General features: G+C 69.8%; 7 protein-coding genes. 6 read left to right on the top strand and 1 reads right to left on the bottom strand.

The window, feature by feature from the left end; genetic code table 11:
• Window positions 1-67 precede the first annotated feature (67 nt).
• Complete coding sequence (locus OHA11_RS11945; RefSeq protein WP_266495108.1) at window positions 68-3,019, bottom strand: glycoside hydrolase family 3 C-terminal domain-containing protein; 2,952 nt, start codon at window positions 3,017-3,019, stop codon at window positions 68-70.
• 396 nt (window positions 3,020-3,415) lie between these two features.
• Between OHA11_RS11945 and OHA11_RS11940 the strand changes: the two genes are divergently transcribed.
• From OHA11_RS11940 to OHA11_RS11915, 6 genes are all read left to right on the top strand, one after another.
• The gene (locus OHA11_RS11940; protein WP_266495105.1) at window positions 3,416-5,098 is read left to right on the top strand and encodes an extracellular solute-binding protein; all 1,683 of its coding nucleotides are present in this window, start codon (window positions 3,416-3,418) and stop codon (window positions 5,096-5,098) included.
• Between the two features lie 208 nt (window positions 5,099-5,306).
• Window positions 5,307-6,269 (top strand): sugar ABC transporter permease, encoded by a 963-nt coding sequence (locus tag OHA11_RS11935; protein WP_266507100.1) that lies wholly within the window; start codon window positions 5,307-5,309, stop codon window positions 6,267-6,269.
• A gap of 5 nt (window positions 6,270-6,274) precedes the next feature.
• A complete protein-coding gene (locus OHA11_RS11930; RefSeq protein ID WP_266495102.1) occupies window positions 6,275-7,216 on the top strand; it encodes a carbohydrate ABC transporter permease in 942 nt (313 codons plus the stop codon).
• Between the two features lie 173 nt (window positions 7,217-7,389).
• Window positions 7,390-9,621, top strand: coding sequence for an exo-alpha-sialidase (locus tag OHA11_RS11925; RefSeq protein ID WP_266495100.1), 2,232 nt, complete (start codon window positions 7,390-7,392; stop codon window positions 9,619-9,621).
• Window positions 9,618-11,669, top strand: coding sequence for a beta-galactosidase (locus OHA11_RS11920; RefSeq protein ID WP_266495097.1), 2,052 nt, complete (start codon window positions 9,618-9,620; stop codon window positions 11,667-11,669). The genes OHA11_RS11925 and OHA11_RS11920 overlap by 4 nt, the downstream gene beginning before the upstream one ends.
• A complete protein-coding gene (locus OHA11_RS11915; protein WP_266495095.1) occupies window positions 11,666-13,909 on the top strand; it encodes a glycoside hydrolase N-terminal domain-containing protein in 2,244 nt (747 codons plus the stop codon). The genes OHA11_RS11920 and OHA11_RS11915 overlap by 4 nt, the downstream gene beginning before the upstream one ends.
• Window positions 13,910-13,974 lie beyond the last annotated feature (65 nt).

The raw sequence follows: 13,974 nt of genomic DNA, 5'->3' as shown, positions 1-13,974 counted from the left end.
TACGGCCGGAGCCCGCTGTGCGGGGGCTCCGGCCGTTGCCGTGTGACCCGGGCCCTGACCCGGAGACTCAGTCGGCCTCTCCGCCTCCCCCTCCGCCGGAGAAGCCGACGTGCGCGAGCCGCAGTGGGCCGCGCAGCCCGACGTGCAGGTCGTGCATCCCGGTGGCCCGGAACGGGGCGACGACGGTGAGGTAGTCGTACGGTCCCGGCGTGGCCGGGACGTCGAGCCGGGCGATCACCGGGCCGCCGTCCAGGGCCAGTTCGATTGCGCCCTCGCCCGACACCTCGACGGCGACGGCCCTGGTGCCCGGGCCGAAGTCGCAGCCGCGGTAGACCAGTTCGGCGTCGTTCTCGTGTGCGGGTGTCACCGAGTTGCCCGACGCCTTCGCGCGGTCGACGATCTCCGTGCTCCGCTGCTCGTCGAAGTCGGCCGCGTTCAGGCCGTGTTCGAGGACCGGACGCGGGACGGCGGGCGCGCCGCCCAGCTCGATCGTCCCGCGCAGCCGGATGTCCTCGCTGGACGCGCCCACGAGGAGTTCGTACGGGCCCGGCTCCAGGCGCGGGGTGCCATGGGCCACGTCCCAGAACTCGAAAGCGTACAGCGGTAGTTCGAAGGTCAGCTCGGCGGAGGCGCCCGGGAGTACGCGGACGCGGTGGTGGGCCAGCAGTTCGCGGCGGGGGCGCGGGACCGATGGGTGCACGGCGCGGGTGTAGAGCTGGGCCACCTCGTCGGCCACCGTGCTGCCCGTGTTGGTGACCGTGAACGTGACGTGCACGGAGGTCTTGCCCACGTGCGTCACGAGGTCCGTGTACGCGAAGGACGCGTACGACAGGCCGTGGCCGAAGGGGAAGAGCGGGGTGCCCTCGAAGTACAGGTACGTCTGACGGCTGCCGATCACGTCGTAGTCGAGCAGGTCGGGGAGGTCCGCGTCCGAGGCGTACCAGGTCTGGGGGAGGCGGCCCGCCGGGGAGACGTCGCCCGCCAGGACGCGGGCCAGGGCGGTGCCGGCGGCCTGGCCGCCGTGGGCCGTCCAGAGGACGGCGGGGAGGTCCGTGGGGTCGATCGCGTACGGGTACGAGGACGTGATCACCAGGGCCGTACGGGGGTTCGCGGTCCTGGCCGCGGCCAGGAGGCGCTGCTGGTGGGCGGGGAGGGTGAGGGTGGTGCGGTCCTCCGTCTCGCGGCCGTTGATGTGCGGGTCGTTGCCCGCGACCACGAGGACCACGTCGGCCGAGGCCGCCGCGCGGGCCACCGCGTCCTCGCCGCGTTCCACGATCTCCAGCTGGAGGATTTCCGGGTTCCCTGGGTGCTCCCGGTGCTCCCGGTGCTCCGGGTGCTCCGAGTGGTCCGGGTTCTCCTGATTTTCCGCGGCAACCTTTACGCCGTCGGCGGCGACAGAGACGTACCGCCCCGTACCGACGTGCTTCAGGAGGTGACCGCCCTCATGGGAATCGTGGGACTCATGGGATGCATGGGATTCATGAGGCTCCAGGCGGAATGTCTCCTGGACGACCCAGCCGCCGGGCTGGTCGGCGGAGGCGCGTACGAAGCCGTCGTCGGCGACCGAGAGGTAGCGGCCGTCGGGGGCGCGCAGGGTGAGGACGCCCTCGCCCCAGTCGATCAGCGCGAACTCGGTGCCGACGGTGTCGGTGGTGAGCGGGGGCAGGTCCGTGCGGCCCGCGAGGAGGGCCGGGTCCAGCGCACCCTCGGCGCCCCGGACCTCGTCGGTCGCGTCGTCCGCGGTCGGGACGCTCAGGTACGTACCGGCGGAGGTCTTCAGACGTACGCGGTCCACGCCCTCGGCGAAGTCCACGCGGTCGGCGCCGAAGCGCTCGTAGAGGCCTTCGAGCGGAGTGGAGCGGTGGATGAGGGTGCCGCTGTACCAGTCGAGCTTGCACTCGTCGGCGAGGAGGCCCACCACCGCGATGCGGGTGCCCTGGTCGGTGAGGGGGAGCAGGTTGTCGTTCTTGAGCAGGACGATCGCCTGTTCCGCGGCCTCCCGCGCGAGGGTGCGGTGCGCGGGGGTGTCGAAGTCCAACGCGACCGCGTACGGGTCCAGGCGGGGGTCGAACTCGCCGAGGCGGAAGCGGATCGCGAGCTGGCGGCGGACCGCCGTGTCGATGTCGGACTCGGTCAACAGGCCCTGGTCCAGGGCTCCCTGGACGCGTTCGACGATCTTCGAGCTGTCCGTGCCGTGGTCCGTGAAGCTGTCGACGCCCGCGATCAGGGAGGCCGCTGTGGCCTCCTCGTGCGTGTCGAAGTAGTGCTCGTGGTCGACCAGGTTCGAGGGCGCACCCGCGTCCGAGCAGACCAGCAGATCCTGGTCCGTCCAGGCGCGCAGGTGCTCGCGCAGATACGGCGAGACGTGGTTGGGGCGACCGTTGACCAGGTTGTACGCGGGCATCACGCCGGCCACCGTGCCCGCCTCGACCGTCTCGCGGAAGGCGCGCAGGTCGTACTCGTGCAGCACGCGCGGGCGGACGGAGCTCGACGCGGTCGCCCGGTCCGTCTCGTTGTTGTGCGCGAGCCAGTGCTTGAGGACCGGAGCCGTCCGCCAGTACGCGGGGTGGTCGCCGCGCAGGCCCCGGGTGTAGGCGGTGGCGATGGCCGAGGTCAGTTTCGGGTCCTCCGAGTAGCCCTCCTCGTTGCGGCCCCACAGGGGGTGGCGCAGGAGGTTGACGGTGGGCGCCCAGACGTTGAGGCCCACGCGGTCGTCGCGCGAGCGCATCGCGCGGGTCTCGGCGGAGACGGCCTCGCCGACCCGGCGTACGAGCTCGCCGTTCCAGGTCGCGCCGAGGCCGACCGCCTGCGGGAACACCGTCGCCGGGCCCATCCAGGCGACCCCGTGCAGTGCTTCCTGGCCGGTGCGGAACGCGGCGATGCCGAGGCGCTCCACCGCGGGCCCGAACTGGTGCAGCATCGCGACCCGTTCCTCCAGGGTGAGCCGCGACAGAAGATCGTCGATGCGCTTCGCGAACGGCAGCTGCGAGTCGCGGAAAGGCGGCGTTTGTGCGGTCACGCGAGGATCCCTCTGTGGAAGGTGCGGAAGAGCGGTGAAGGTCTTTCGAAGCGCTTCGATGCTGATTCGACCGTGGGGTGGGTGTCAAGACACCTCGGCGCAACAACTCCGCATCCTCACCGCCACGGCAGGGGTCGGAAGAGACCGGTTCAGACCTATATACCTCCGAGGAATCTTGGAATCGGCTCTTGTGTACCCCCAGGTGTTCACTTAACCTCGCAGCAACATCGAAGCGCTTCGACTGTCGTCGATGGTCGAAGATGTCGCCCGAAGACGTAGCCCCGGGGGTGCGGATACCTCCGAGGTCCGCTTCGGCTCAGCCAGATCCACTCAAGACACCGCAGCCGACGGCCCCACCGCCGGGTGTCCTGCTGTGCGCCACGAAGGGTTGACGCAATGACGCCGAACACCTCCGCCTCCGCTCCCAGCCGGAGAAGCTTCCTAGCCTCCACGGCGGTCGCCACCGCCGCGGTGGCCGGCGGAATGCCGTTGTTGGCCGCCTGTGGTGGTTCCGGCGGCGGCTCCAAGGACGGCACGACCTCGGGCAAGGACGCGCAGAAGATCCTTCCCGCCTTCGTGGCGCAGAGCGTGGTGACGCCGGACATCGCGTCGAAGAACGGCTCCGCCGTCGGTTTCACCGGCAGGCTCTCGCTCGCCGACCTGAAGACCTCGGTGCCCAAGAAGCTCGGCAAGGGCAGCACCGTCAAGATCATGTCACCGTTCTGGGGCTCGCCGCCGAAGAGCAACAACGCCTACTACTCGGCGATGAACGAGCAGATCGGCACCGACATCGTCTGGCAGAACCAGGACGGCAACACCTACGACGAGAAGCTGGGCGCGGTCCTCGCCTCCAGTGACATGCCGGACGTCGTGGTGATCCCCAGCTGGAACATGGGCGGCAAGATACCCAGCGCCATCATCAGCAAGATGGCCGACCTCGGCCCGTACCTCTCCGGCGACAAGGTGAAGGACTATCCGAACCTCGCGGCCATCCCGACCGACGCGTGGAAGTACTCCATCTTCGGCGGCAAGCTGCGCGGCCTGCCCATGCCCGCCCCCATCGTCCCGGGCATCGTGCCCTTCTACCGCAAGGACGTCTTCGACGAGAAGGGGTACGAACTCCCCACCTCCGCCGCCGAGTTCCTGGCCCTCGCCAAGGAGATCACCAACGCCAAGGCGAAGGTGTGGGCCTGCGACGACATGAAGTGGACCGCCTTCAACAGCTTCGGCGTGCTGTCCGGAAGCGAGAAGCCGCTCGGCTGGAACCTCGTCGACGGCAAGCTGAAGTACCGGGTCGAGTTCGACGAGTACCTCGAAGCGCTGGAGTGGACACGCAAGCTGTACGCGGCGGGCGTCGTCCACCCCGACGCCAGGGCGGTGAACCAGGGCAACGCGGGTCAGCGCTTCACCGACGGTGAGGTCCTGATGTACAACCAGAACATCTCGGACTGGTGGGGCAAGATGGCCGAACAGGCCGGCCAGAACAAGGACTTCCGCATCGCGGGCATGGACATCTTCGGCCATGCCGGGGGAGACCCCCACCTGTGGGCCGCATCGTCCGCGGGCATCTTCGCCTTCATCAACAGGAAGGCGTCCAAGGCCGTGATCCACGACGTGCTGGCCGCCGCGAACGTCACCGCGGCGCCGTACGGAACCAAGGAGTACATGCTCACCAACTACGGGGTGGAGGGTACGCACTACACGGTCAAGGACGGCATGCCCGTCAAGACCGACAAGGGCAACATCGAGGTCGTCAACGCCTATGTGATGATCGCCAGCCCCGCTCCGACCGTCGCGCACCCGGACTTCCCGGACATCGCGAAGGACCAGGTGGAGTGGCAGCAGCGGATGGGTGCCTTCACCACGAAGTCCACCTTCTTCGGCCTCCAGGTCACCGAACCGGCCCGCTGGACCAACCTCTCCAGCGACTTCGAGAACCTGGAGGACGACGTCGTACGCGGTCGCAAGAAGATCAGCGACGTGCAGCAGGCGGCGTCGGACTGGAAGAGCCAGGGCGGCGACAAGCTGCGGGACTGGTACAAGAAGCTGCTGGACGACAGCGGATCAGCGCAGGGGTGACGACGTGGCACAGAGCACCACGCCGGGCGCCGCCGTGCCGTCGTCTTCGCCTGCGTCGTCGACGCAGGCGGCGGACGACACCGCCGAACCCTCCGACGGAGGGGACAAGGCGGCGACCAAGGGCGCCAAAGACGCCAAAGATGTCAAAGGCGTCAAGGACGCCGGGGTATTGAAGGTCACCGGGGTATCGAAGGCCGAGAAGAAGGCTTTGAAGACGGCTTCGAGGAACGGCACGGCCTCCAAGAACGGCACGTTCAGGACCCGTCTGAAGCGGGACCGCACGCTGATCCTGATGACTCTGCCGGCCGTCCTGCTGCTCCTGGTCTTCAACTACATACCGATCCTGGGCAACGTCGTCGCCTTCCAGGAGTACGACCCGTACATCAGCGACAACGGTTTCGTCGCCGTCTTCCACAGCCCCTGGGTGGGCTTCGAGCAATTCACGCGGATCTTCGAGGACTCGGAGTTCTGGAACGCCGTCCAGAACACGCTGGTCCTGTTCGTGCTTCAGCTGGTGCTCTTCTTCCCGATCCCGATCCTGCTCGCGCTGCTCATCAACAGCGTGATCAGGCCCCGGGTGCGGGCGGTGTCGCAGGCGATCCTCTACCTGCCGCACTTCTTCTCCTGGGTGCTGGTCATCACCGTCTTCCAGCAGATCTTCGGCGGCGCCGGCATCATCGCGCAGACCCTGCGCCAGCACGGCTACGAGGGCTTCGACCTCATGACCGACCCGGGGATCTTCAAGTTCCTGGTGACGGCGGAGGGCGTCTGGAAGGACGCCGGCTGGGGCATCATCGTTTTCCTCGCGGCGCTGGCCTCCGTGAGTCCCGATCTGTACGAGGCCTCGGCGATGGACGGGGCCGGGCGGTGGCGCCGGATGTGGCACGTCACGCTGCCCGCGCTGCGTCCGGTGATCGCCCTGCTCCTGGTGCTGCGCGTCGGTGACGCGCTCACGGTCGGCTTCGAGCAGATCCTGTTGCAACGCAGTGCGGTCGGGCCGGGCGCGTCGGAAGTGCTCGACACCTTCGTGTGGTGGAACGGTGTCCGCAACCAGGACTTCAGCTACGCGGCCGCCGCGGGCCTGATCAAGGGCGTGGTCAGTCTCGGCCTTGTCCTCGCCGCGAACAAGGTCGCCCATCTCATGGGCGAGCAGGGGGTGTACAAGAAGTGAGTGCCGTGACAGAGGAACGGCAAAAGGCCCCCGGCCCCGAAATTCCAGGCCGCTGGGCGGCCCCGCCGAGGCCCGTCTGGGAGGAGGAACCCAGCAAGGCCGGGGTAGCGGGCAAAGGCATCGTCCTGACCATCGCCTGCCTCGGCGTCCTGTTCCCGCTGTGGATCGTCATCGTCACCAGTCTGTCCTCGAAGCAGACCATCAGCGAGGCCGGTGGCCTGGTGGTGGTCCCGAAGGACATCACCTTCATCGCCTACCAGGAGCTGCTGAGCGGCGGCCAGGTCACTCGCGCCACCCTGGTCAGTCTGGGGGTCACGCTCGTCGGCACGCTGTTCTCGATGGCGGTGTCGATCCTCGCGGCGTACGGGCTCTCGCGCATCGGGTCGGTCGGGCATCGCTGGTTCCTGATGATCCTGCTCGCGACGATGTTCTTCGGCGCGGGCCTCATCCCCACCTATCTGCTGGTGCAGTCCCTGGGGCTGACGGACACGTATCTCGCGCTGATCCTGCCGAGCGCGATCAGTGTCTTCAACATCCTGGTGCTGCGGGCGTTCTTCATGGGCATCTCGCCGGAGCTCATCGACAGCGCGCGGATCGACGGGGCGGGGGACTGGCGGATCCTCTGGCGGATCGTGCTGCCGCTGTCCCGCGCCGTCATCGCGGTGATCACGCTCTTCTACGCCGTCGGCTACTGGAGTGCCTGGTTCAACGCGTCGATCTACCTGAGCGATCAGGACATGATGCCGCTGCAGAACGTCATGATCCAGCTCGTCCAGAAGCAGGAGCCCCCGGTCGGCCTGGGCCAGGCCATCAAGACGGGCCAGCTCTCCGCGCTCGCCGTCCAGATGGCGGTCATGGTGCTGGCGCTGCTCCCTGTCGCCTTCCTCTCGCCCTTCGTCCAGAAGCACTTCAAGAAGGGGATGCTCACCGGAGCGGTAAAAGGCTGACGGTTCGCTCCGCTGGGTTGGGCGGGCAACTGCGGTTGTTTGTCGGCTGCGGGTCCGTTGTGGCTGATCGCGCCCACACGGCGGAGCCGCAAAATGTCACAGCCCCGCGCCCCTTAGCAGAGCCCGGCCACTCCTCCTTTCGAAGTTCTCCCTTTCTTGGAACGAGGTATGTAATGCGCACGCCCCGCCTCAGTAGACGAGCCGCTCTTGCCGGTAGTGCTGCCGTGGTTGCCGCTACTGCTGTCTCCGGGGCGGCCGTCAGCCCCGCGCTGGCCGCCACAAAAGCGGACGCGGACACACCCCCCTACCGCTGGCGCAACGCCGTAATCGGCGGCACCGGATTCGTCACCGGCGTGCTGTTCCACCCCTCCGTACGCGGTCTCGCCTACGCCCGTACCGATATCGGCGGCGCCTACCGCTGGGACGACCGTGCCGCACGGTGGACCCCGCTCACCGATCATCTCGGGTGGGACGACTGGAATCTGCTCGGTGTGGAGGCGATCGCCGTCGACCCCGCGCATCCCGGCCGGGTCTATCTCGCGCTCGGTACGTACGCGCAGTCGTGGGCCGGGAATGGTGCGGTGCTGCGGTCCGAGGACCGGGGCGCGACCTGGCGCCGGACCGACCTCGACGTGAAGCTCGGGGCCAACGAGGACGGGCGGGGCGCCGGGGAGCGGCTGCTCGTCGACCCGCGGGACAGCGACACCCTGTGGTTGGGGACGCGGCACGACGGGTTGCTCAAGTCCACCGATCGTGGGGTCAGTTGGGCAGCTGTGAGCGGCTTTCCGGCGACGGCGAGCGCTTCCGGGCAGGGCGTCGTGTTCCTCGTCGCCGCCGGGCGGGCCGTCTACGCCGGGTGGGGTGACGGTGACGGCACCCCGGGCACGGCGAATCTCTACCGCACGGTCGACGGGACCGCGTGGGAGGCCGTTCCCGGGCAGCCGTCCGGTACCGCTGCCAAGGTGCCGATCCGAGCCGCGTACGACACGCACACCCGCGAGCTCTACGTGACCTACGCCAACGCGCCCGGGCCCAACGGCCAGTCCGACGGCAGTGTCCACAAGCTGCGCACCGCTACCGGCACGTGGGTCGACGTGACCCCCGTGAAGCCCGGGGGCACCACGTCCGACGGCTCCGCCGACTCCTTCGGCTACGGCGGAGTCGCCGTGGACGCCCGCTGCCCAGGCACCCTCGTCGTCTCCACCAACAACCGCTGGGCCGACATCGACACCGTGTACCGCACCACGAACGGTGGCCGTACCTGGACGTCCCTCAAGGACGCGGCCGTGTTCGACGTGTCCGAGACTCCTTTCCTCAAGTGGGGCGAGGACAAGCCGAAGTTCGGCTGGTGGATCCAGGCCCTGGCCGTGGACCCGTACGACTCGAAGCACGTCGTGTACGGGACCGGGGCGACCCTCTACGGCACCCGCGATCTGTTGCGCTGGGCGCCGCAGATCCGCGGGCTGGAGGAGACGGCCGTGCGCCAGCTGATCTCGCCCCCGGTCGGGGAGGCGCACCTGATCAGCGGACTCGGGGACATCGGCGTGATGTACCACGAGCGGCTCACGGCGTCTCCGTCGCGCGGCATGGCGGCGAACCCCGTGTTCGGGTCGGCGACGGGACTCGCGCAGGCCGCGGCCAAGCCGTCGTACGTGGTGCGCAGCGGGTGGGGCGACCACGGCAACGGCGCCTACTCGAACGACGGGGGCAGGACCTGGGCGCCCTTCGAGTCCCAGCCCGACATCGCCAAGAACGCACCGGGGCCGATCGCCGTCAACGCCGACGGCAGCGCGCTGCTGTGGTCCTTCGTGCACTGGGACGGCACGAAGTACGCAGCCCACCGCTCCACCGACAACGGCACGACCTGGACCGAGATCTCCTCCTTCCCGAAGGGCGCCACGCCGGTCGCCGACCCGGCCGACCCGACGCACTTCTACGCATACGACACCGACACAGGAACGCTATACGCCAGCACTGACAGTGGCCGCTCGTTCACGGCCCGTGCGGGCGGACTGCCCTCCGGGGACGCCCAGTTCAAGCTCGTCGCCGCGCCCGGGCGGAGCGGTGACCTGTGGCTCTCCGTCAAGGGGAACGGGCTCTACCGGTCGACCGACGGCGGGGTGAGCTTCACGAAGGTGGCCAGCTGCTGGGCCTCCTACACCCTCGGCTTCGGCAAGGCCGCCGACGGCGCCGAGTATCCGGCGATCTACCAGGTCGGCTCGACGGACACCATCACCGCCGTGTACCGCTCCGACGACGAGGCGAAGACCTGGACGCGGATCAACGACGACGCCCATCAATGGGGCTGGACCGGCGAGGTCGTCGTCGGTGACCCACGGGTGTACGGCCGCGTGTACCTGGCCACCAACGGGCGCGGCATCCAGTACGGGGAGCCCCTCCGATGAGCCACCCGAACCCGACCCCGAACCCGACCCCGAACCCGACCCCGAACCCGAACCGGCCCTCCACCTCGACCCCGCCCCCAGGCTCTCCCGGTCTCGCCGACGCCACCCGCGGCCGCATCCTCTTCGGCGGCGACTACAACCCCGAGCAGTGGCCCGAGGAGACCTGGCACGAGGACGTACGCCTGATGAAGGAGGCCGGCGTCAACTCCGTCACGCTCGGCGTCTTCTCCTGGGCCAAGCTCGAACCGTATCCCGGGGCACGGGAGTTCGGCTGGCTCGACCGGCTGATGGACCTCATGTACGAGAACGGCATCGGGGTCGTCCTTGCCACGCCCACCACCTCGCCCCCGCCCTGGATGGGCCGCCTCCACCCGGACACCCTGCCTCGCGACGAGGACGGCCGCACCGAGTGGTGGGGCGGCCGCCAGCACTTCTCGCACTCCAGCGCCACCTACCGCCGCTACGCCGCCGCCATCACCGAGGACCTGGCCGCCCGCTATGGCCGCCACCCCGCCCTCACGATGTGGCACATCAACAACGAGTACTGCACCTACGACTGGGGCGACGAGGCCGCCGCCACCTTCCGCCGCTGGCTCCGGGACAGGTACGGCACGCTCGACGCCCTCAACACCGCCTGGGGAACGGCCTTCTGGAGCCAGGGCTACGGCAACTGGGAGGAGATCCTTCCGCCGCGGCACGCCCACTACATGAAGAACCCCACGCAGGTACTGGACTTCAAGCGCTACACCTCCGACATGCTCCTGGAGTGTTTCGCCGCCGAGCGCGACATCGTCCGCCGACACTCCCCGCACGCCCCGGTGACCACCAACTTCATGCCGATATGGGTCGGCCAGGACGCCTGGAAGTGGGCAGGGGAAGAGGACGTCGTCTCCGTCGACATCTATCCCGACCCGCGCGACCCCTTCGGCGCCCAGCAGGGCGCGCTCATCCAGGACCTGACGCGGTCTCAGGCCCGCGGACCGTGGATGCTGATGGAGCAGGCCGCGGGGCCCGTGAACTGGCGGGGCGTCAACCATCCCAAGCCGCGCGGCCTCAACCGGCTCTGGTCCCTCCAGGCCGTCGCCCGGGGCGCCGACGCCGTCTGCTACTTCCAGTGGCGGCAGTCCCGCCAGGGCGCGGAGAAGTTCCACTCCGGCATGGTCAGTCACGCGGGGCCGCGGGGCCGTACCTACCAGGAGGTCAAGCGGCTCGGCGCCGAACTCGCCCGTATCGGTGTGGAAGTGACGGGCAGTCACTCACCATCGGACGTCGCGATCCTGCACGAGTGGAACGCCTGGTGGGCCGGTGCGCAGGACGGCCGCCTCTCCTCCGAGTTCGACCATCCGCAGGTCGTGAGCGCCTGGCACCGTGCCCTGTGGGAGGCGCACATCGCCACGGACTTCGCGCACCCGGAGCACGACCTGTCCGCGTACCGGCTGGTCGTCGTGCCACAGCTCTACCTGCTCACCGACGCGGCGATCGACAACCTCGTCGCGTACGTACGCGGCGGAGGCACCCTCGTCAGCGGCTTCCTCACCGGAGTCGCCGACGAGGACGACCGGGTACGGCCCGGCGGCATGGACCAGCGGCTGCGGGACCTCTTCGGCATCCACACACTCCACGAGTGGTGGCCGCTGGACGCGGACGAGACCGCCGAATGCGACGGATTCCGGGGCACGTTGTGGTCCGAGGAGATCGAGAGCGGGGACGGAGTCGCGGAGGTCCTGTACAAGGGCGGCGAACTCGACGGGCTCCCGGCGGTGCTGCGCAAGGAGCGTGCCTGGTACGTCTCCACGCTGCCCGAACCCACCGCGCTGCGCGAGCTGTTGACGGGCGTGGCGGCCGGGGCGGGTGTGCGGCCGGTGCTCGACGGGCTGCCCCCGCAGGTCGAGGCCGTCCGCCGGGGAGACCTGCTCTTCGTCCTCAACCACGGGCGTGAGGCGGTCACGGTGGAGGTGCCGGGGACGCATCGGGACCTGCTCAGCGGTCAACAGGTCACGGAATGCCTGGAGTTGGAGCGCTACGGCGTGGCGGTGCTCTCGTCGTGAGCGCCAGCGCCCCGTCCCCGCCGCACGACACCGGTGACCCGCCCTCGCCGCACGGCACCTGGGAGCCGTGCCCGGCCGGCCGCTGGGAGGACGCCTTCCTCAGCGGCAACGGCCGCCATGGCGCCATGGTGTTCGGTGATCCGAACGACGACCGCGTCATCGTCACGCACCACACCCTGGTCCGCCCCAACGGCGGCGAGTGCGCCGGACCTCCGGCCCTGGCGGCCCAACTGTCCGGACTCCAGGACCGGTTGCTCGCGGGGGACCTGACGGCGGCCGAGGAGTTCACGGACGGGCGCCCCCTTCAATGGGTGCAGCCCTTCCACCCCGCCTTCCAGGTGCGGCTGCGGCGGCCCGCCGACGGGGAGCCCGGCTACCGCCGCTCGGTCGACTTCACCAGGGGCGTCGCCGAGGCGGCCCACGCGGGCTGGAGCAGCCGCGTCTTCGTCTCGCGCGCGGACGACGTGATCGTCCAGCACGTCACCTCTCCGGGACCGACGCTGGACATCACGCTGGACCACCGGCTCCCCGGCGCCCCCGACGGGCTGGGCATCAGCAACGGGGTGATCCTCACCCCCGAGGGCGCCGCGCTCACCCTGCGCGCCCGCTACCCCGGCAGCGACCGCGCGTACACCGGAGTGACCCTGGCCGTGATCACCGGCGGCCGTACGACGCTGACCCCGCCCGGCGTGCGCGTGGCCGGGGCCGCGTCCGTCCTGCTGTTGACGCGGGTGCGACGGCACACCGGGGAACTGGACACAGTCGTGGAGGCGCAGGCGCTGCGCGAGCTGTTGACGGACGGCGGCGGCGAGGCGTCGTACGGCGGCCTCCTGGACCGTCATCTGGACCTCCACCGCACCGCGTACGCCCGCGCCTTCCTCACCCTCGACGCCGACGACGCCGAACGCGCCCTGCCCGGCTCGGAGTTGCTCAAGCTGCCCGAGAGCCCCGCGCTGCTCGAACGGCTCTTCGCGGCCGGCCGCTACCACCTGCTGTCCTCCGCAGGGATGCTGCCGCCGAGGCTCACAGGGTTGTGGACCGGCGACTGGGACACGGCGTGGTCCGGGGCGTTCACCACGGACGCCAACCTCAATCTCCAGACCGCGTCGGCCGTCGCGGGCGCGCTGCCCGAGGTCGTCGAGGCCCACGCCGCCCTGGTGCACGGGCAGTTGCCCCACTGGCGGGACAACGCCCGGGCCGTCTTCGGCACGCGGGGCATCGTCGCCCCACCGCACACGGACGGCGAGTCCGGGCACACGTACCACTTCAGCCGCGAATACCCCCTGCACCTGTGGACGGCGGGTGCCGACTGGCTGTTCAAGCCGCTCGTCGACCACGACGAGACACGCGGGGAGCACGACCCCCGGCTGACGGCCGCACTCGCCGAACTCGCCCTGTTCTACGAGGACTTCCTCACCCGGACCGACGAGCACGGCCGGCTTGTCGTCGTCCCCTCCTACTCACCCGAGAACCGTCCGGCGAACGCGAGCTGGGGCGCGGTCAACGCCGCCATGGACCTCTCGGCGGCCCGGCACGCCCTGCTCACGGCGTCCGCGTACCACCCGGGACCCGACGGGGACCGCTGGCGCGCGCTCGCCGAGCGGCTGCCCCCGCACCGCGTCAACGACGACGGCGCGCTCGCCGAGTGGGCGTGGCCCGGCCTCGGCGACACGTACGACCACCGGCACCTCAGCCATCTGTACGGCGTGTGGCCCCTCGACGAGATCAACCCGTACGACACCCCGGACCTCGCGGCCGCCGCGCACCGCGCGCTCGAACTGCGGGGCGCCGAGAACGACTCCGCGCACGGCCATCTGCACCACGCGCTCGTCGCGGCCCGCCTGCGCGACGGCGAGCGGGTCGCGCACGCGCTGGGCCAGGTGCTGGCGGGCGACTTCTTCCACGCCTCGCTGATGAGCGCGCACTACCCCGGCCGCGACGTCTACAACGCCGATGCCGCCCACACCCTCCCCGCTGTGATCGTCGAGACGCTGATCCAGTCGACGCCCGAGCGGCTGGTCCTCTTCCCGGCGCTCCCCGCGGTGTACCCGACGGGCCGACTGCGCGGTATCCGCACCCGGTTCGGCGCCGAGGTCGACCTGACATGGGGCCCCCGGGAGTGCACGGCCGTCATCCGCCCCGCCCGGACCCTGCGCATCGATCTCAGGACTTCCTCCGGAGCGCGACCGCTCGACCTGGTCGCCGGAGAAGACCACGTCCTCACATTGGGGACGTGGTGACTTCCCGCTATTCCCCCTTCGTCCCTTCATCCATGGAAGGGACACCGTGACTCCGCTCCCCCTGC

Origin of the sequence: Streptomyces sp. NBC_00878 (assembly GCF_026341515.1) — a bacterium.
In the GTDB taxonomy this organism is placed as follows: domain Bacteria; phylum Actinomycetota; class Actinomycetes; order Streptomycetales; family Streptomycetaceae; genus Streptomyces.
This window is presented reverse-complemented; position numbering and strand designations above follow the sequence as displayed.

What these genes read in the sequence shown, in the direction of transcription:
- OHA11_RS11940 (WP_266495105.1), top strand. Translation starts at nt 3,416, where the DNA reads ATGACGCCGAACACCTCCGCCTCCGCTCCCAGCCGGAGAAGCTTCCTA.
- OHA11_RS11925 (WP_266495100.1), top strand. Translation starts at nt 7,390, where the DNA reads ATGCGCACGCCCCGCCTCAGTAGACGAGCCGCTCTTGCCGGTAGTGCT.
- OHA11_RS11920 (WP_266495097.1), top strand. Translation starts at nt 9,618, where the DNA reads ATGAGCCACCCGAACCCGACCCCGAACCCGACCCCGAACCCGACCCCG.